An 18191-nucleotide genomic window follows, 5' to 3' on the forward strand; every position below is an offset into this window, starting at 1 on the left:
GATCAGGACCACATTGCTAAAACGGGCGTTTTAGCGACCGGCGGGCAGGCCGTGGGCCTGCGGGACGGGCTACTCGTCGTCGGATGCTGTGGCGAGCAGGCCACCGAGCTGGATCTTGACGAGGTCCAGGGCGGCGCGGGTGTCGTCCAGCGAGGCCGACAGCAGGGCGGAGTGCTCATCGGTCGTGTCCCTCAGAGCCTGGAACCGCTCGAACAGCTTGGCCGCATCATCCGCCTTACCCTCGCGCTGGGCCGCGGCGATGTCCTGGGCCAGGGCGTCGAGTTCGTCCTTCGCCTTCGTCGTGAAGGCCGTGATGATCATTTCCCGCATCTCGTCCTGGTCGGGCAGCGGGACGCGCACCAGGTGGCTGCCCTTGCCGAAGTGCCGGACGAGGTTGCGCAGCGCTCCCAGGGTCTGCGCGTGCTGGCGGTGGACGAAGTACACCCCTCCGGTCGGTCGCACGCGGATCGCGCCCAGGTGCTCGACGTACCGCCGGATGACGGAGCGCAGCTTGTCGCTGGTCAGGTAGGTGCAGCGGCGGCGATAGGTGTCCTCGATGTCCGCGAGCATCCGCCGGACGTTGGTCTGCTCGGCCTCGGGGAGACGGGCGATGGCCGCGTTGTCCGGCCGGATCTCCAGCGTGCCGGCCCCCTCGGGGCTGCCCTGGGTGTTGTCCCGGTGGAAGGTGCACACGGCGAGGCGGGGGTCGTACTCCAGGCTCGTCGTTTCCTCGTCCCGGACTTCCCGTACGACGTGCCGGACGATCTGCTCACCGTCGCGCCGGACCGGGCGGACCATCAGGGTCGCCGAGTTGACCAGCTGGTTGCGGCCGCGGCGGCGGCCGTGGCGGCTGGCGGGGCCGGTGGCGTTGGGATCGTCCAACGGGTAGGTCACCCGGACGCCGTCCGGGCCGGTCACCCGCTCGAAGGCATCGACGTTGCGGAGCGGGGGCGGTAGCAGCGCCTCGTCCAGCTCCAGCTCGCGGAACCATCCTTCGAGGTCGTCCCGCGTAACCAGGCCGTCGAAGATCGAGTACAGCACCAGGTGGCCGAGGAGCGGAGCGCCTTCCGCGTCCATCGACTCGGCGTAGGCGTCGAACACGACGTCGCCGGTCCTGGGGTCGGCGTCCTGCGCGGGCGAGGGCTGGGGTACGGACATGAACGTCTCCAGAGCGAAAACGGGCGTTTTAAAGCGGCGGGCGGAGGTCGGGGGAGAGGAAGGGAAGGTCAGATCACCCGGAAGAGATCGGCGACCGCATGAGGGTCAGCCAAGTCATCGAGACTGCGGAGGTTGTCGCACAGTGCGTCGAGGACGGAGCCGGGCCCGGTGGCGGGGCCCGCTCCGATGGCGATGCCGAAGCACCGGAAGTCGAGCAGGTGCTTGGCCTCGTTCCAGCTGCGCATCCACTCCTCGGTGACGTCGCACTCGCCATCGGTGATCATCACGATGTCGCCGCGCGGCCGTCCCGAGTCGTTGAACTCCGCTTCCAGCAGCTCGACGGCGGTGGACAGGGGCACCTGGTAGTCCGTGCCGCCGCCGAAGAAGTGTTCGGCGAACTCGATCACATCGGCGATGGCGGCGGGCTGGTCGGCAGGGAAGCGGTGCACGCTGACTTCGTCCTCCGAGGAGAACAGGATGCCGACGAAGTCCCGGCGCGCGGTGCGGGCCTGGTCCAGGAGGGCCAGCGCACACGCCTTGGCCCACGCCTCGCCGGTGATGCCGTCGGCGCCGGCGGGGGTGGCCATGGAGAACGAGCAGTCCACGCAGGCGATGACCGCGCCCTGCCCGGTGTACTGCTCGCCGCGGCTGTCGTACAGCATCAGCCGGGCCTCGGCATACCGGGCCGCGAACACCGCGCGCATGGCGGGGATGCCGAGATGGGCCAGCTCGGAGGGGATGACCCGAGAGAGATCGTCGCCCAGGGTGATCCCGACGAGTTCGCCCGGCGCGTTCTCGACCTTCCGCGCGCGTTCACCGAAAGCCATCTGCCGAAAGCGGCCGATCAGCTCCGCGAACCGCCCGAGCCGTCCGGAGCGCAGCCGCTGGGCGAGCTGGGCGCGCTGCTCGTACGACATCCGCTCCAGAGGGCCTGGCTCCATGCCCCACGCCCGCATCAGCGCGGCTTCCTCCCGCGCGGCCTCGGCGGCCTCGGCCAGGGCGCGGCGCACCGCTACTCGGATGCCGGGGGTGGCCGCGGCGACGGCCTGCGCCGCCTTCTGGAGAGCCTGCTCGGCTTCCTCACCGGCCTTCTCGGCCCGGCCGATGGCCCGCCCGACCGCGTCGGCTTCCTCGTCAGAAACGGCGCCGTCCTCGTCCGCGGCTTCGGTGGCCCGCTGGAGCGCCTCGGCCACGGCGGCCGCCGCTTTCTGCGCGGCGTCCTCGGTGTCTTTGGCCTGCTGCGTCTGCTCGCGGGCGGTGCGGGAGTCCTCCAGCATCCGGCGCAGGGCGTCGGCCTGGGCAAGGACCGCCATGGCGGCGGCGTACGGGTCACCGGCCGTCTCGCGGTGCAGCTCCTCGAACTCGGGGCTACCCGTCATCGCCGTGATGACCTGGTGGTTGACCAGCCGGGAGGGGTCCATCTCCTTGCGGCCGCGGACCTGGGGGGTGACCTTGTAGGCGGCGAGGAACACGTCGCGCAGCAGGTCGTCGGTGTAGTCGTGCCGCTCGTTCAGGTCCTCGGCGAGCTCCCGCAGCGCGGGCGCCTGGCCGTACGTCTCGCGCCAAGCCATCTGATCGAAGCGGTCGGCGACGACCGCACCGGTCGCCTTCGGCGCGGGGGGAGACTGGGCCAGGCCCAGCCACCTTCCGGCCCGGCTCGCCAGGTCTTTGAGCTTGCTCAGGGTCTTGCCCATGGCGCTCGTACCTCCCGCCGTCCTAGAGCTGTGCCTGGACCATGGACGCGTCGACGCCGAGCGCCTCGGTCAGCACGCGCGCGTGCACGGCACGCTGCCGGGCGATGACCCGCTCGATCGTGACGATGGAGCGTCCGCTGGCCTGCGCTTCCTTGCGGAGCTTCGCCAGCTTCTTGCCGGCGCGCGCGAGTTTGCCGTTGGCCTCCTTGATCGCCCAGTCACTCAGGGCCTCCTTGGACTGGCCGGCCTTCGCGTCCAGTTGTGCCTCCAGCTCCTCGATGGCGTCGGCAAGGTCGAGCGCCTCCCGGGCATCGGGGTTGACCATCTGGAGGACCTCGCGCTCGACGAGCGGTCGCTGGGCGGGGGAGTCCCACAGCACATGGGTCAGCACGGTGAGATCGGTTTCGCCGACCGCCTCGCGGCCGTCGAGGAACGCCGATGCCTGGAGCAGCCGGACGGACTGGCGCCATCGGCGGTCCGAGGAGGTCAGCTCCTTGCGACGCAGGGCGGCCCGCAGGGTACACATCGCGTCCACGATCAGGTCGGGGACGTCCACGGCGGGGACGGCCGCGGTCACCGCGTGCTGGAGTTCCGTCAGCGTGATCGTGGTCCGCGACGGGACGGCTTCCTCGTCGACGGCGGAGCGGATCAAGGCGGCGAAGTTGCTCGGATCGGCCAGATAGCCCACCTCCATACGCACCAGCAGACGGTCATAGATGGCGGCTGACTCCTCCGCAGAGGGCAGCTCGTTGGACGCGGTGACGGCGCTGATCAGGGGGCACCGGATCGGGGCGCCGCCGTTCTCCGGGTGGTAGAGCCGCTCGTTCAGCAAACCCAAGGTCTCGTTGAGCGCGGCCGCGGAGCACTTGAAAATCTCGTCGATGAACGCGATGTGCGCCGTCGTGGCACGGCCGTCGTAGACCTGGCGGTACTCGCCCCGACTCAGCGCCGCGACGTCGATCGGGCCGAACATACGCGTCGGCGCCGTGAACTTGCTCAGCAGGATCTCCCACAGGTTCGCCCCCTCGATCCGGCCCGTCAGCTCCCGCGCGAGCTCACTCTTGGCCGTCCCCGGAGGACCGAGCACCAATGAGTGCTGGCCAGCCAGCATCGCCACGATCAGCGTCCGTACGACGTCGTCCCGCTCAAGGAAGCGCCCGGTGAGCTCCTCCGTGATCCCCCGCAGCCGCTTCGCCGTGTCGAGTGCATCGGTCCCTGCCGTCATCGCCAACTCCTCCGTCACAGAATCCTGACTCTGGGTGAGGGACAGTACGGTAGCGGAGACCGAGCAAAAACGGACGTTTTTGCTTGGGCGCGACGCAGAGGACCCCGGGCGGTCAGCCACCGCCCGGGGTCCTCTGCGTCAGATTCTTTGGTCCGCCGTGAAGGCAACCTCTACGGGCGCGGCCAAGCGGCCGGGGTGGTCGGCGGCAGGGGGATCTCGTCCAGCCGCAGCCATCGCTCCCGGCCGTTCTGATCGGGCACGCAGAACCGCACGTCTCCGGCCTCGTCCGCCTCGTACGGGGCATCTCCGACCGCCCGCAGCAGGGCCCGCAGCCTTGGGTAGGGGGCCTGCATCGCCCGGCCGCGCACACCCTCGCCGCGCAGGGCGACCAGGGTGAAGGAAGCGACGTTCACCCCGGTGCGCCGATGATCGTCGGCGTGGGCTATCGCCTCGGGGTGCTCCACGATGGAGCCCAGTGCCTGCGGCCCGGCGACCGTGTACGTCAGCATCAGGTCCCCGCGCTGGAGGACCACCTGCGCCCCCGGCTCCATCAGCGAGCCGCCGCCGTCGGTCGACAACGCCACCTTGCCGACCATCGGGCCCATTCCGATCTCACGGACCTCGTCGAACTGTTCCACGGTGGCATCCACGAACCGTTCGGAGTCGGGCAGCACCAGCACGCAGTGCCCGTTCCACGAGGTTCCGGTCCAGCTCGGCGTGAGCGATCCGTAGCGGGTGCCGCCTCCGTCCTTGTGCTGAACCGCCAGGTCGACCGGCAGCAGTTCAGCCCGCACCCCCAGCTGACCGTAGGCGTTGCGCAGCGTCATGCACGCGTCCACGCACACGTTCGCCGGCACGCGGCCGTCCGCGAGGGCCACCCACAGGTACGGCAGCACCAGTTCCACCAGCTGATCCGGCTTCGCGTGCTCCAGCATCCGCGCCGTATGGTCCATGCTCCCCCGCAGTGGCAACCCGCCACCCGGCAGCACCGCAGCCGCCGCACGCGGACGCGGCACCGAGAGGTCACGTGGGGCCCGCTTCTGCGGCGTCCGGTGCTTCCTGCCTCGCTTCTGCTTCGACATGAGCAGAGCGTAAAGATCCCAACTGCCCTAGCGACAGACCACGTTGACCATGCCCCCGCGTGACCGGGGCGAACTCCCCGCCCCGACATGGGAAAAGCTGTCCCGGTGGCACGGGGGAACGCCACCGGTACAGCTTGCTTCATCGTACGGCCGCACGGCCCGCGCCGGATGCCTTTGGCGCCGTGGCGGCCGGGCCTGCTACCGCTCGCGCAGCGCGTACGGACGGGTGTCATTGTTTCGTTGACGTCCGGGCTGCGTCGACCTCCAGGCGGACCGCCATCAGCTCGGAGAGCAGGGCCAGCGCGGCATCGCGGGCCTGCGCCGCCTCCGGGGCACGTTCACCGGAGGGCTCCAGGGGCGGCTTCCCGTACGGCGCGAGCCTCGTGCGCAGGGTCTCCAGATCATCGAGCAGCCTCACGCCGTCGCCATCGCCCTTCAGCCTGTTCTCCAGGGCGCGCAGAGAGTGGGACGTGAGGTAGTCCTCGGCCAGCTGCGGCCACGCTTCGGCGACGTCGACCAGGCGCTCGGCGGTCTGCTGGATATGGGCCTGATGGGCCGCGCACCACGCCTCCACGGCCCGCTGCCGTGCGCGTTCGCGTCGTTGGGTGGGGACGTCGCGGTCACGGCTGTGGGACTCGGCCGCCCGCTCCAGGCGGGTCGCCCTGGCCTCGGCGGCCTGCCGGTTCGCCATGCCCAGGCTGTCCGCGATCTTCTGCCACGACACGTTGCGGTTGCGGGCGCCGCGGATCAGGTCCCGCTCCAGCGCGTCCAGGCGTGTGCGGGCCTCCTCGACCTGCGTCAGCGCAGCCAGGAGGTCCTCCGCCGGCACCTCTGGCGCCTCCTCGCCCTCGCGGACGAAGTAGCCGAACGCCTGCGCCCGCACTTCCTGCATCACCCGGATCGGGTCGAGGTAGCTGCGGCCCTCCCCGTAACGCTCGCGGAGCAGATCCTCCGCCGCTTCCCGAGTCCGCTGCCGCTTCACGTGGTCGATCGCCATGGGCTCACCCTTCCACCCCCGCGCGATGTCACCAAAACGTTGACAGGCCGCTGCGCGGCAGCGGACGGCCCGACGTCGCCGACAGCTCGGACCGTAAGGTCACCACCATGTTGCAGGACGAACTGAACGCCAGCGCTATCCACCAACGGGACATCACCACCGAGCACTTCGGCCGCGGAGACGTCGTGCACGTGATGGCCACGGTGCTCGAAGCCCGGCGGGGACACCCCTTCTACACGTACACGGTCACCGGACGCATGGGCAGCCACGCCACCGGCGAGCCGGCGCACGTGCTGGAGAAGGGCGACAACAGCACGGTGCGGGCCCCCGCCCGGTACCTGATGCACCGGACGGGCTGCACCGAGTGCGCCGCCTTCGAGGGCGTGCTGCGCGAAGAGATCACGTCGGCCGACTACGGCGACGACGTCAAGCCGCACGAGGTGATGCTGATGGCCCGCTCCGCCGACGGCCAACTCCTGCACATCCTCGACGTGCTGAGCCTGGAGGAAGGGCAACGGGACTGAAGAGCCCGGCCTGCGAGGTCACGGCATGTGTCCCGAATCCGGGGCCGCGAGACGCTCAGCGGTCGCGCTCACCGGATTCCGCGTGGGCCTCGACGCCTTCCCCTGCGCGTGAGGCGACGACCCGGCGCCACGAAGCGGCCCAGTCGAAGGGCGGATAGACCGGCGTGAACTCGGCATGATCTGCCACGGATCGGACGCACTCGGTCTCCCGTGGGCGCGGCTGACCGGTCATCCCCGCACTCCCGCGACGAAGACCGCCGCCGGCAGCAGGACCAGCGGCGGTATCGGGGACGTCACCAGAATGGGGGAGACGGGGGCCATGGAGGGACGCTACCGTCCAGCTCTGACAGCCGGGCGCCCCCGCCATCTTCTTGTGTCACCGAAACGTTGACACTGGCGTCCTGGTCAGATGAGGCGCCTGCGGACAGGGCCGGTCTGCGTCAGCGGCAGCAAGTCGAGACGGCCGTCCTCCAGGAGCCGGAAGCCGGGATGCGGCTGGTCCAGCCGGTAGGCGGCCGCCTCCTCGGCGGGGCAGGCCACGGCCGCGGCGGCCCGGTCCTCGGTGACCAGCACCAGCCGGCCGAAGGGGTCGTATCCCGCGCGGACCGCGCCGCGTTCGTCGTCCCACAGCGCGTCCCGCAGCTGGCGGGCTGCCTCCTGGTGCTCCGCCTTGGGTCCGTACCAGGCCAGGGTCTGCACGTACTCGTCGAGCTGCGAATGGGCGGCGGCCGCCAGGCGCAGAGGCCAGCCGCCCAGCTCGCTGCCGATCGCCTGCACCGGGCCGGACAGCATCGCGTCGTTCTCCTCCACCGCGGCGAGGAGTGCGGCGTGCCGCTCGGCAGGCAGGCCGTCCCGCGCAGCGAGGAGTGCGGTGGCGCGGTGCAGACGAAGCCAGTGCCCCACCGTGGAGCCGCCCGACTCGGAGGCGAACCGGCGGAGTTCCTCCACCGTCGCCGGTTCCGGCTGCGGAATGCGCCGCTGCACGACGTCCCGGCGTTCGTTGCCGTAGACGCGGCCGTAGTAGTCGTGAGCAATGAGCACGGCATTGGCCGTCGAGGTGGCGGCGTCGGTGACCGTGGCCGCGTCCCGGGCCTGCCCGGCCTCGGCGAGTTCGGCGGCCCAGGCCCGGAGCACCTCGGTGTGCTTCAGGTGCGCCTCCAGCTCCATCGGGTCCCAGTCGACGACCACCGGCCGTTCCCCGCCGACGTACCGTGCGACCACCTCCGGTGTGTGTGTCCCGTCCGGATAGATCTCCACCTCCTCGCCCACCAGGTGCGCCAGGTGCGACAACCGCGCCGGGATCACGCTGGACCCCGCGAACAACTCCCCGCGCGGCTTGCGCCATCGGTCGAGCAGACGCGGGACCGGGCCGGGCAGCTGGAAGGACACGTACATCAGGGACTGTGGATCGCCCTCGGACAGGGGGTTCGGGTTGCGCACCCCGAGCGCGAACACGAAGGTCCGGTACGCCTCTTCCCGGCTGAGCAGCCCGGCGGCCACCACCGACTCCATCACCCACTCGCCATTGCCGACCGAGGTCGCGTACATCGTGGCGTTCTCCATGACGGACAGCAGGCACACGATCCGCTCGGCATCGTCGGCACGGCCCCGCCAGATGCGGACGTGGAACAGATGCGGGTCGCCCGGCGACTGCGTCCACATGCGCGGCACCTCGACCACCTGGTCCACGACGCGCGGCAGCGGTTCCGGGAGCGCAGGCCAGTTCACCCACATCGGCACCGGTAGCCGCCTTACCCCGGCGTATTCCGCGAGGGCCTGCCCGCGCTGCGCGGCGTACAGCCGCACCATGCTCGGCACCCACAGCACGTTGCGGGCCTCCCCGGCGTGGTAGCGCGGCGCGGGCTCCTCGCCCCGGCGCAGCCGCCGGCCGACCTCTGTGGCGGAGATCCCCAGGACCTTGGCGACTTGGTTCGCGTTCCACAACTCCTCGGTCGCGCTCGCCGCGTCCGGCGAAGTGCCGTGCATCCCCAACCTCCGAACTCAGGTGAAAGTCATCGCAGAGTATCGAGGGATGGTTACGCACGTAACCGCATTCGCGGAGCCGACGGCAGGGACCGGGGCGCGAACACCTGTGTCATGGCGCCGCGCCATGCCGATCCGCGAGCATGGCGAGGGGCAGATGAGTGGAGGAACAGGTGAAGGTAGCTCTGGCGCGACAGGCGATCGGAGAGGCTGTCAGCACCCGCGTGCAAGAGCTGTTCGAGGCTGAGGCTGAGCATCAGCGTGCGAGGTCCCGGAGGCACCGGGAGCTGCACGCGTCGGCCGGACTGCCTAAGCCAGCACAGACCCGTCTGCATCCCGCGTACGTACCCGAGCAGGCCCCCGAGGTGCCGACCGCCGTCGTGGAGACCCGGCCGGCCGCCACCGAGCCGGGGACCATCTTCACGTGGAAGGTCGAGCGGGACGAGCCGCCCTACTTCATCATGCTGGTGGCCAGTACCTGGACGCGGCAGGTTGCGCACCAGGGGTATGCGCTCATCGACGGGCACCCTGTGGTGCAGGTTCGGGAATGGGACGAGCAGGGGCGGCCGCTGGAGATCCGCACCGTGGACCTGTGCGGGCTGTTCGACCCCACGATCCACGGCTGGCGGGCATGGGCGCACAATGCCGATCGCCGCGTGGACTGGAGCCAGCCCGATACCCCGAGGCTGGTCGACCGCTGAGCGGCACCCCCCGTATTGACCTGTCAACGAAACGGTGACATGGATGCCTTGGAGTGTACGGCGGGACACCGACCGCCTTGTCAGTCGGTATGCCGGAGGGCTTTGAGGACCAGGGGGCGGGACATCGCGCCGCGGACGCGCTCGGCGAGTTCGTTGGCACTGGCGCCGGTCTTTGCCTGCTCGGCTCGCAGCGCAACGCCGAGCAGGGCGCGGGCCTTGTCGACCTTGTCGAGTGCGTCCAGGACGGAGTCGACCGCGTCGGTGATGCTGGGCGGCGGCGACTCGGTGGTCAACCCGTTGACCACTTCGACGGCGGGCTCGGACTCCCCTGGGTCCTCTTCCGGTTCGGCCTGGGGGTGGTCAACGGGTTGACCACCCGTGGCGGGTGCACCTGGGTACCGGCGGCTGGAGAGGTCGAGGACCTCCCGCTGCCATGGGGCGGGTTCGGGGTAGCCGATGGACTTCGGGTCAGCCAAGCCGCGGTTGATCTCGTCGCGGTCGAAGTGCGCCGGGTTGTACTTGTGCAGGCCCCACTCGCGCAGCTCGCGGTAGCGGGGCCCTTTGCGGGCCCGGATCGCACGCAGGGTGCGTTCGTAGCCGAGCGGGCCGCCGCAGTCCTCGGGCGGGCAGGCCCGGCGCCCGGCACTGCACCGCGGGTAGTGGGTGTTCGCGGCGGGGCGGTGGATCTTTTCGACGGTGATGTGGTGGACCCAGTGGTCACCGAAGTCGTACACGTACCCCGCGCCGCTGCCCACCTCTGGCAGCATCTGGGCGACGGTGTACGCGGACGGCTCACGGCCGTTGTGCCCGTACGACTCCCACCGGGCGCCGAACTCGTACAGGTGGGCGTCGTCCCAGCCCATGGCGACCTGGATGACTGCGTGCAGCCCGGACAGCGGGGTGTGCGAGTAGACGTGTATGCGCCGCCACACCACCGGCTCGATGTCTGGCATCGACACTCGCAGTTGGTGCACGGTCTCCACGCGGCAAACAGTATCGGCAGAGGTCCCGCTCACTGCCGTTTGCGGCTCCTGGCAGGATTCTTACCAGCTCACCCGATCGGCGCGGGCGAGCGCATCACGCCGCCCGCGCACTTTGCGCACCGTGCCAAGGCTCCCAGTGCTGTAGGTCAAGCTCCTCAGCGAGCTGGGCAGTGAGCAGGGCTCGCACCCGCAGCTGCATGCCGGGCAGTTCCTGGCGCGGCTTTCCAGCCGCTGCCTCAATGATCTGAGTGTCTACGGGAGCCAGGACTTGACCGCTGCACCAGTCTTCAAGGGCTACCAGCGTTGTGGCATCCCCGGCGCGGATCACGGTGGCTCGGGTTGGAACGTGCCGCTTCAGACTCACATTGCCCCCTATGCGTGCTTGATGGTGCCTGTGGGGGTGGAGGAATCATGCACCCGATTCGGCCACAAAGTAAGGTCCCGGATTCCTATCGCGCAGGGTCGCGATGGCTGACAGGCCCGCTGCGCGATCCGGGCGCCACCGGTGAGGAATGACCTGGGGCCTGGCCCGCGCCGCCGGATGGGAGGACCCTGGAGGCATGGCCAGGAGGTACGTCCGGCGGTGCGGCCAGTGCGGCATGGAGCTGCCGAAGGGCAGCAGGCGGTCGCGTCGTTACTGCGACTCGGCCTGTCGTACAAGGGCCTGGCGGGTGGCGCGGGCCCGCTGGGCAGCGATCGACGCCGGCGGTGAGGCATACCGGGCTCTGATCGAGGGCCGGAGGCACCCGTGGCCCCGGTTCCGCTGCCCGGAGTGCGGGTCGACCTGGTACGCCAGCGACACCCCGCTCGGCACCCGCAAGCGCTCGGACAGCCGGTACTGCTCGCCCCGGTGCCGCACCCGGGCATGGCGGAAGCGTTCCCGTTCAGCAGGCGTCACGCGGTGACGCCTGCCTGTAACGCTACTGGCCCTGGGCCGGGGCGAACGGGGCGGTGAAAAGTCGCACCGGACGGCGCGGTACCGCCGATCGTTGAGGGGATGGATGGCGCCCGCCCGGGTGCTGTGACGAGATGAGGGTGATCCGATGGCGGAAGCAGTTCTCCCGGAAGTGCGGGCCGCGCAGCGGCGCGTCATCAGCACGGTAAGGGTGTCCGCCGTACTGAACGGCGACGGTCTCGCGCTGTGGCGCGAGACCGGCTGCGGGGAGTGGAAGGCCACCGCCGCCGAGATCGGCCGGGACCTTGAGCTGCTGGAAGTGCCGTACACGATCGTGACGGCCTTCCGTTTCCCTCTGGCCAACTCCCGCAGCACTCAACTGCGCCGTGGCGAGGAGGTCCGGATCGCCCGGAAGGACCTGACACACGTGGTGCGATGGATGCCCTCGCTGAAGGAGTCCATCGACAACATCCCCGACGATTGTCCGGGCTGGGGTTTCACGATCTTCGAGCCGAAGGCCGAGGGCATGGTGCTTACGGGCTTCGCCCTGGCGGCGGACTGGCCGGCCTGGACTGAGAAGCAGGCGCGAGCGGCCCGCCTGCTGTGCGCCGAATGCGACTACGACCTGCGCCAACGCGACGACGAGGACCGGCTGCCGTACAACATCCCGCTGCCGGAGAAGCCGAACAGGCTCCGCCTGGTGTGCGGGCGGTGCTGCAACGACGGCCTGGACGAGATGGAGCGCCTGGCCGCACTCGCCGGGCAGTCGACATGAGCTTCGAGCAACCCAGTGGCGACGTCGACGAGTGAGCCCGCCCGGGTCGTCGCGGCCGTTCCTACGGCGGCCCCGATCAGTCGGGGACCTGCCGTTTCGGCCGCTGAGCGACATCGCCGCTTGTCAACGAAGCGGTGACACCTCGTGCCTGTGGTGCCGTGCGAGCGCATGATAGGCGGCGTCGAGCCGACTGACCTGGTCGCCGATCAGGTCAAGCGCCGCCCCGGCAAACTGCGGGCTGCTGGCGGGGCCGTTGCGGAGGTCGATGAGGGCGCCGGCGGCTTCCACGGCAGCCCAGGCCCCGGCGGCGTGCGCCTCGATCTGCTCGATCCCGCCGTCCTCGCCTTGATCCGAGTCCGGATCGTCCATGGTGACCGCCGCATCGGTGTGCTGGTCGTCCAGCAGCATCGCCAGGCGGTCGGCGGGAAAGGCCAGCTCGATGCGCGCGGTCGTCCAGTGGTTTTCCGGGATCGGCCAGCCGTGCGGGAAAACCGCCTTCGCGCGGCGGGCGGCCTCGCCGAGTCCCGGGGCGGCATTGACCAGGTTGTGCGTGGCCCGGGTGGCAGCGCGCAGGAGGTGCGCGGCCAGAGCGGCCTTCCGCTCACCGTCCTCCAGGTCATCGATTTCCTGCGGGACGGGCAGGGCCAGAGCAGCGAGGGCACCACGCAACTGAGCCTCGCTCGGCGTGACATTGTCGTACATCAGCGCATCATCCCGAACCAAACGGACTGGGCGGCACTTCGGTGAGCGGGCCCCGAATGCCGGGCACGGAATCGGGGCCCGCCCGCACGAGTGACGTCGGGATGGGCACGTGTCTCCCGGACAACGAGCCCACCAGTGCGGAAGTCACGCGGAGCCGTTCTACCGGTTCCCCGAACCGGAACACAGCGGTGTCACCGGGAAGTTGACGCCACGCCAGACTGCGGTCGTCGCATCCTCCGAGGCTACAGAAGCCCCATGTGCCCCTGTGAGCGCACGGCAGCGCGTGCGGCATGGAAACGGGCACGGGAGCCCTGAACGCGCCCCAGGGGCCGCGCCAAGCCCCTTCCTGGCTGTTCCGCGGCCCGAGGAAGCCCATCCACCTGCACCGATGCGGCGCTCTGCTTCTTCAGTCGCCGCGCGAAGCGCGTCCTTTCTATCCCTTCCACGGACCCGCGGACGGCAACGGCGGGTCGGGGGAGCACGGATGAGAAGCCGAGCGGATGGGTGGGGCGGGGCCAGCCCGGCCCGTACGGCGGGGAAGGGGCCCGGGAACGGCGACTCCGGCCCCGCCCCACCCATCCGCCCCTCTTTTCGCGCGCCCGCGGCGCGCACTCTCACCTCTGGGGGATAATTAGTCCTCGCGCTCTTGGGAATCGCCCTGGGGCCCGCTCCGCGTGAGGGTGCCGCGCCGTGGGCGAGGGCCGGGCCCGGTGCCCACCGGTTCCGTCCGCTCCGCTCTGCACGGCGACGCCGCTGCTACGTCGCAGGGGCTCGTCGCGGCACGTCAGCCCGGGTGTCCCGAGGGGGAGTGGGCCCAGTAGGGCCCACGGACCCGAGGGAGAGAAGCGCGCGCGAGGGACTCATTATCCCCATGACGGTATATGGGGCTCTGGGGAGGTCGTACGGCGCGTACGCCGAAGGCCCGCCTCCCCTGGAGCGGGGCGACGGGCCTTCGGGTCTTCGATGTGGTGGCCGCATACGCCCTCGCCCCGTTGGCTCCAGCCAGCGCCCGGGAAAGACAAAGGCCCGCGCCTCCCGAATCGGGAGGCGCGGGCCCAAAGCGTGGACGCCAGTTACTCGTCGTCGAATCCTCGCACCGGCAGATGGCTGACGCTGGCCATCTGCTGACCGGCCTCAGCCTCCTCAGCCTCCGCCAGCTCAAGCACCTTGTTGCCAGCCCGGTAGAAGGGGACGGTGCCCACGCGGAAAGCGAGCGCCAGCCATCCATCAGCCACAAGGCGGCTGATGCTCTTGGAGGTGCTCCCTCGGCTGATCTTCACTGCCTCGGCAACCGTCTTGGCGGTCTCCCGGACGGTCTCGCCGAGCGGGGCGGCCGTCACGTAGTAGGTCAGGACCCGGAAGTCCGCGCCAGGCAGCTCGGCCGTGTGCACCAGGAGGTTGCGCATCAGGTCGGCCGAGAGCGGAAGCTCACGCGACCGCATCACGGGAGAGGTCACGATGCCTCCTTCTTCTGGGCCGGAGCCGTCGGAGCAGGTACCACTGGGAGACGTGCATCCTTGACCGCCTCCACCTGGTTCACCGCCGGCCCGTCGAAGCCAGCCCGCGGGTTGACCCTGTAGAACGTCATGCGCCCGATCTTCTCCGCTTCGAGGAGGAGACCGCCAGCATGCAACGTACCCAGGAGCGTCGAGATCGTAGCCGGACGCCCTCCCAGGATCTCACCAATCTCCTTGTAAGTGAGCCTGAGCGGCTGTGCACCATCCGGCGAATGGGCGAGGTAGAAGAAGAACAGGTCCCGGTGTTTCGCGGTGTAGCCGCTGTCCTTGGCGTAGAGCTTGGCCAAGAGCACCTTCGGGACATTGACGTGGCGCCCAGGATGAGGGGTCCAGTCGTAACGGACCCGAGCGCGCTGGAGCGTCTCGTCCTCGAAGAACGACATCTGAACGAGCTCGCCGGTCTCGGTGTTCACGGCCTTGCCGCGCCGGACCGGATTGACCCCCGACATACCCCTCCTCACCTCGGGTGATTGCCTATACGCAACCGGAGAAGCACACCGTATCCACTGCGGTTGCCTATAGGCAAGAACATCGAGACCGGCGAGTCGCGTCGTTACCCGTCCGCAAGCAGGGTCTAGCGGGGGCCGGTTGCCTATAGGCAACCGGAAGCGCCAAAACTGTAATTCGAGTGGCAGTTTGGAGCTACTCAGCAACGCGCTGACCTGCGAAAAGGATCTTCGCCTCTAACTACGTAGTAGACGTCCGCGGGCGACGTGCAGCACCAAGGCGCCTTCGGCGCGTCACCCGCACCGGCTCATCGGACAGCACCCGTTGACGGAGACTCAGGCGAGGAGGCGGCTGCGCCGCGCACCAAAAAGCAGCGCGATCCCGGCCCAACCCCCGTCCTGCCAGCCGCTTTTCAGCACTAGGGCATCAGGGTTTGCCGGGTGACGGCCCGCCACGTAAACCGCCCACGGATGCCGTGCCCCCGATCCACTGCACCTGCTCGACGACATGAAGTTCCTCCGGCCTCGATGTCCACCTCAGCCCATGACCAGGACCCCAAACAGCCCGAGGCCGACCTCTGACCTCAGCTGATGCCGGTCACCACGATGGCGACCAACCACCAACTCCGGGGGCAACTGCCCAGGGAGGGCCCCCAGGGCCCGAGCGGTCAAGCGCGCAGGCCGCGGAGCGAAGCGGAGTGGCCGAGCACTTGAGGGCAGGCGGCAGTGGCTGGTCCAGCGCAGCCGAAAGGCGCTGGTGGGGGGTCCGGGGGGAGGCGCCCCCCGGCGATGGGCGGTCCAGCGCGCCCTGGGCGCTGGCGAGGGGTCTGGGGGCGAGGAGCCACCAGTACCGGCCCGGATGGGCCGGTGAAACCACGGCATCCGTGGGCGGTTTACGTGGCGGGCCGTCACCCGGCTGCGGGTCGTGGAGCTTCTGACAATCAGCTGGTTAGGGGAGGGGGGTCGGCCGCTTCGGCGGGGGACTCCGGCGTCGGACCCGAGGGTAGGCCGGTCGCCGTACCGCCACCGTCACGGATGCAGGAGCAGGAGCGGACCGGTCTGCCCGGCCTGGGTGAAGGGGAAGCAGCTGCTGCCGCGGTGTGGCCGGCCCTGGTCGGCTCGGTTCGCTTGTGGGGGTTGCTCGTTCGGCTGATGGTGATGGACCTGTTCGGCGCGTGCACGGTTGATCGCGGCGAAGCCGCCTGTCGTGGCGTGGCCACACGATCGGGTGAGGTTCCAGGCGGGACCTGGTGTGCGGAACGCGCCGGAGGCGCCTGGTACGGAACGCGGCTCGGCCCCCGCGAGGAGGTTCCTCCGGGGGCCGAGCCGCGTGGTTCAGCTGGTGTGTGCGGGTTCCTTCTGGACGAGCACCGTCCTGCACCGGGTGCACAGCCCGTCGTAGCCGACGGCTGGGCGGTCCCAGGGGCAGCCGGTGCGATCGTGGCCGGGGCAGCGGTCACCCTGCCAGTGGGCCTGAGCTGGGATGCCGACCTCGGGCGCGGGGTCGGGGCGGTCGGCAGGTGCAGCCAGAGCCACCTGTTCGACGCCCCGTTCGCGGAGCCGCTTTTGCTCCTGGACGAAGCCGTCGGCAGCGACCCGGGCCGCGAGGGCCTGGCCCAGTACGTCGGCGCCCTGAGCGGCCGCCGTCTTGCGGGCCTGCTCGACGCCCTCGGTCACGTACGCGCGGAACGCGGCCGCGGCCTGGTCGTCACCGGCGGTCTGTGCCCGGTGTTCGGTCAGGGCCTGCTCGACGAACGCGGCTGCCTCGCGTTCGACCGAGGCGATGGTCCGGGTGCAGTCCTCGCAGGGCTGGCCGGCGGTGCCGCGGTCGAGCTGGCAGTGCGGGCAGCCCCGGCGACGCGCCTCGGCTTCCTTCTGCGCGGCCGTCGCCTTCCGCTCGCGGTCCCGGTCGGCCCGGTAGTTCTTGTCCCGCTCGATGCAGGCCCGGCACGGAGATCCGTCGTCGAACTCGCCGTCCTCGCACCGGGGGTCGGGGCACGGGCCCGGCTTGAGCATGGCGACGGTCGCACCGACAGGGCTGGTCAGCCTGCCCGCCGCGTGGTGGTTGGTGTAGCCGTGTGTGACCCAACGCCTGGCAACTCGCGCGCCGAGTTTGCGCGCCTGGACCAGCCCGCCCCCGGCCAGCTGTTCCTCGATCGCCTTGATCACGGTCTTCGGCCGGTCCGTGCGTGCCTTGCTGAGCAGGGCTTCCCGGAGAGCGTCGGGGAACGCCTCCAGGACCAGCTGAACCTCCGGGGTGACCAGGACTTCCCTGCCAGAGCGAGCCGACTTCCCGTTCGGCGCCTCGGCGCCGCTGGCCGCGGCGGAGCCGCTCGACGTCCCGCGCGCGCTACTACCGGTAGAGGGCCTACGGCCGTTACCAGCGCTACGCGCTGAAGGCGCCGTCTGTGGTTGATGTTGGTCTGGTTGATGTTGGTCTGGTTTTGCACCCCCATTTTCGGGGGCACCGGCACCGCCATTTTCAGGGGTTCCGGTCCCCTCATTTTTGGGGGCACCGGCCCCACTATTTTTAGGGGTGCCGGGCTGACCTGCGGTTTCGTCCGGATTCGCGGCCTCGAAGGCGGCTGTGTCGGCGGACTCGGCCGCAGCGGCGGCAGCCAGACGCTCCTTGCGGCGGGCCAGCCACTCCTGCCGGGTGCGGGGTCCGGTGTAGTCCTTCGGCGGGTGGAACCGGACGTCGTAGACGTACCGGCGGCGCATCCCGTTGGCGTAGCGCTTCTCCTTGATGACGACGGCGCCGATGGACTGGAGGGCCTCGCGGTAAGGCTTGAGCTGGTCCGGGTTCTTGATCCGCATCGCGTCGGCCAGCTCGGGGCCGGCGGGCCAGACACGGTTGTCCGGGCGGTCGTGGTTCACGCAGCTGGCGAGCACGGTCCAGAACTCGCGCTGGGCAGGCTTGAGATCGGAGTACGTGATCCACTCCGGGACCATCGTGAACGCGGGCGGCGCGTCGGAGCTGTAGACCTCGTGCTCGTCGTCGAAAACGGGGTCGTCGGTCATGCGGCCGCTCCGTGGCCGGAGCGGATCGGACGAATGGGCGGGTGGTGCTGGAGTGGCACGAGTGCTTCCCTTGAGTGGTTTTGGGGGAGCCTCGTTGGCCAGATAGTGGGCAAGCGGCGTGATCAACGTGTTGCTGCTGCACGACCGCGTCTATCCTGACGCTGCCGGCGTGTGGGCAACACACCGGCACGAGGCCCCACCCGGTGGGTGTGGGCGTGCCCCTTCGGGGGCGAAGACTCTGGGCGAGTCGAACTTTGGTGGCCGTTCCGTTCGCGGGGCGGCCACCAGGCTTTTCAGACGGAGGGAGCAGGGCGGCGACAGCGGCCGGGACCGGTTGGCTGTTGCCGGCCGTTCAGTGTGGCGCTGCTCGAAGGTTGCTGCGGCGGTATCGCTCGAACCCGTACGCTCACGAAAGCGCACCTCCCCGTGATTTAAGGTGCGGCCGCGTCGCCGGGAGGCACCCCGGCTGCGGACCGACAGGCCCCTCC

At 70.0% G+C, this 18191-nt stretch carries 14 protein-coding genes; 3 read left to right on the forward strand and 11 right to left on the reverse strand.

What is annotated here, in order from left to right; all coding sequences use genetic code 11:
* Positions 1 to 69: 69 nt before the first annotated feature.
* The 5 genes from AB0D93_RS34540 to AB0D93_RS34560 all read right to left on the reverse strand — a co-directional run bounded on the left by AB0D93_RS34540 (position 70) and on the right by AB0D93_RS34560 (position 6156).
* The gene (locus AB0D93_RS34540) at positions 70 to 1158 is read right to left on the reverse strand and encodes a DUF6744 family protein (protein ID WP_362128288.1); all 1089 of its coding nucleotides are present in this window, start codon (positions 1156 to 1158) and stop codon (positions 70 to 72) included.
* Between the two features lie 68 nt (positions 1159 to 1226).
* Entirely contained in the window at positions 1227 to 2852 is a 1626-nt protein-coding gene (locus AB0D93_RS34545) for a hypothetical protein (protein WP_362128291.1), read from the reverse strand.
* Between the two features lie 22 nt (positions 2853 to 2874).
* On the reverse strand, positions 2875 to 4077 hold the full coding sequence (locus AB0D93_RS34550; protein WP_362128294.1) for an AAA family ATPase: 1203 nt from the start codon (positions 4075 to 4077) through the stop codon (positions 2875 to 2877).
* Between the two features lie 170 nt (positions 4078 to 4247).
* Positions 4248 to 5159, reverse strand: a complete 912-nt coding sequence (locus AB0D93_RS34555; RefSeq protein WP_362128297.1) for a hypothetical protein — start codon at positions 5157 to 5159, stop codon at positions 4248 to 4250.
* Positions 5160 to 5388: 229 nt separating this feature from the next.
* The gene (locus AB0D93_RS34560) at positions 5389 to 6156 is read right to left on the reverse strand and encodes a hypothetical protein (RefSeq protein ID WP_362128300.1); all 768 of its coding nucleotides are present in this window, start codon (positions 6154 to 6156) and stop codon (positions 5389 to 5391) included.
* 107 nt (positions 6157 to 6263) lie between these two features.
* Here AB0D93_RS34560 and AB0D93_RS34565 point away from each other — a divergent pair, with 107 nt between their 5' ends.
* Positions 6264 to 6680 carry a hypothetical protein gene (locus AB0D93_RS34565; protein WP_362128303.1) on the forward strand — a complete coding sequence of 139 codons (417 nt, stop codon included), beginning with the start codon at positions 6264 to 6266 and terminating at the stop codon, positions 6678 to 6680.
* Positions 6681 to 7085: 405 nt separating this feature from the next.
* Here the strand turns inward: AB0D93_RS34565 and AB0D93_RS34570 are convergent, their stop codons facing one another.
* Positions 7086 to 8666 (reverse strand): hypothetical protein, encoded by a 1581-nt coding sequence (locus tag AB0D93_RS34570; RefSeq protein ID WP_362128306.1) that lies wholly within the window; start codon positions 8664 to 8666, stop codon positions 7086 to 7088.
* Positions 8667 to 8824: 158 nt separating this feature from the next.
* Here AB0D93_RS34570 and AB0D93_RS34575 point away from each other — a divergent pair, with 158 nt between their 5' ends.
* Complete coding sequence (locus tag AB0D93_RS34575) at positions 8825 to 9364, forward strand: hypothetical protein (protein ID WP_362128309.1); 540 nt, start codon at positions 8825 to 8827, stop codon at positions 9362 to 9364.
* An 80-nt stretch (positions 9365 to 9444) separates the two neighbouring features.
* Here AB0D93_RS34575 and AB0D93_RS34580 read toward each other — a convergent pair whose 3' ends face one another.
* Positions 9445 to 10347 (reverse strand): plasmid pRiA4b ORF-3 family protein, encoded by a 903-nt coding sequence (locus tag AB0D93_RS34580; protein ID WP_362128312.1) that lies wholly within the window; start codon positions 10345 to 10347, stop codon positions 9445 to 9447.
* A gap of 1043 nt (positions 10348 to 11390) precedes the next feature.
* On the opposite strand from AB0D93_RS34580, the gene AB0D93_RS34585 reads away from it, so the two are divergent.
* A complete protein-coding gene (locus AB0D93_RS34585; protein WP_362128315.1) occupies positions 11391 to 12017 on the forward strand; it encodes a hypothetical protein in 627 nt (208 codons plus the stop codon).
* 123 nt (positions 12018 to 12140) lie between these two features.
* Here AB0D93_RS34585 and AB0D93_RS34590 read toward each other — a convergent pair whose 3' ends face one another.
* The 4 genes from AB0D93_RS34590 to AB0D93_RS34605 all read right to left on the reverse strand — a co-directional run bounded on the left by AB0D93_RS34590 (position 12141) and on the right by AB0D93_RS34605 (position 17703).
* Entirely contained in the window at positions 12141 to 12719 is a 579-nt protein-coding gene (locus tag AB0D93_RS34590; protein WP_362128318.1) for a hypothetical protein, read from the reverse strand.
* Positions 12720 to 13792: 1073 nt separating this feature from the next.
* The gene (locus AB0D93_RS34595) at positions 13793 to 14176 is read right to left on the reverse strand and encodes a helix-turn-helix domain-containing protein (RefSeq protein WP_362128321.1); all 384 of its coding nucleotides are present in this window, start codon (positions 14174 to 14176) and stop codon (positions 13793 to 13795) included.
* Positions 14173 to 14685: a transcriptional regulator gene (locus tag AB0D93_RS34600; protein WP_362128324.1), complete on the reverse strand. Its 513-nt coding sequence runs from the start codon at positions 14683 to 14685 to the stop codon at positions 14173 to 14175. Before AB0D93_RS34600 ends, AB0D93_RS34595 begins: the two co-directional genes overlap by 4 nt.
* Positions 14686 to 16017: 1332 nt before the next feature.
* A complete protein-coding gene (locus AB0D93_RS34605) occupies positions 16018 to 17703 on the reverse strand; it encodes a helix-turn-helix domain-containing protein (RefSeq protein WP_362128326.1) in 1686 nt (561 codons plus the stop codon).
* Positions 17704 to 18191 lie beyond the last annotated feature (488 nt).

It is taken from the genome of Streptomyces sp. NPDC048191 (assembly GCF_040652655.1).
Classification (GTDB): Bacteria; Actinomycetota; Actinomycetes; order Streptomycetales; family Streptomycetaceae; genus Streptomyces.

What these genes read in the sequence shown, in the direction of transcription:
- AB0D93_RS34540 (WP_362128288.1), bottom strand. Translation starts at nt 1,158, where the DNA reads ATGTCCGTACCCCAGCCCTCGCCCGCGCAGGACGCCGACCCCAGGACC.
- AB0D93_RS34545 (WP_362128291.1), bottom strand. Translation starts at nt 2,852, where the DNA reads ATGGGCAAGACCCTGAGCAAGCTCAAAGACCTGGCGAGCCGGGCCGGA.
- AB0D93_RS34550 (WP_362128294.1), bottom strand. Translation starts at nt 4,077, where the DNA reads ATGACGGCAGGGACCGATGCACTCGACACGGCGAAGCGGCTGCGGGGG.
- AB0D93_RS34555 (WP_362128297.1), bottom strand. Translation starts at nt 5,159, where the DNA reads ATGTCGAAGCAGAAGCGAGGCAGGAAGCACCGGACGCCGCAGAAGCGG.
- AB0D93_RS34560 (WP_362128300.1), bottom strand. Translation starts at nt 6,156, where the DNA reads ATGGCGATCGACCACGTGAAGCGGCAGCGGACTCGGGAAGCGGCGGAG.
- AB0D93_RS34565 (WP_362128303.1), top strand. Translation starts at nt 6,264, where the DNA reads ATGTTGCAGGACGAACTGAACGCCAGCGCTATCCACCAACGGGACATC.
- AB0D93_RS34570 (WP_362128306.1), bottom strand. Translation starts at nt 8,666, where the DNA reads ATGCACGGCACTTCGCCGGACGCGGCGAGCGCGACCGAGGAGTTGTGG.
- AB0D93_RS34585 (WP_362128315.1), top strand. Translation starts at nt 11,391, where the DNA reads ATGGCGGAAGCAGTTCTCCCGGAAGTGCGGGCCGCGCAGCGGCGCGTC.
- AB0D93_RS34590 (WP_362128318.1), bottom strand. Translation starts at nt 12,719, where the DNA reads ATGTACGACAATGTCACGCCGAGCGAGGCTCAGTTGCGTGGTGCCCTC.
- AB0D93_RS34600 (WP_362128324.1), bottom strand. Translation starts at nt 14,685, where the DNA reads ATGTCGGGGGTCAATCCGGTCCGGCGCGGCAAGGCCGTGAACACCGAG.
- AB0D93_RS34605 (WP_362128326.1), bottom strand. Translation starts at nt 17,703, where the DNA reads ATGACCGACGACCCCGTTTTCGACGACGAGCACGAGGTCTACAGCTCC.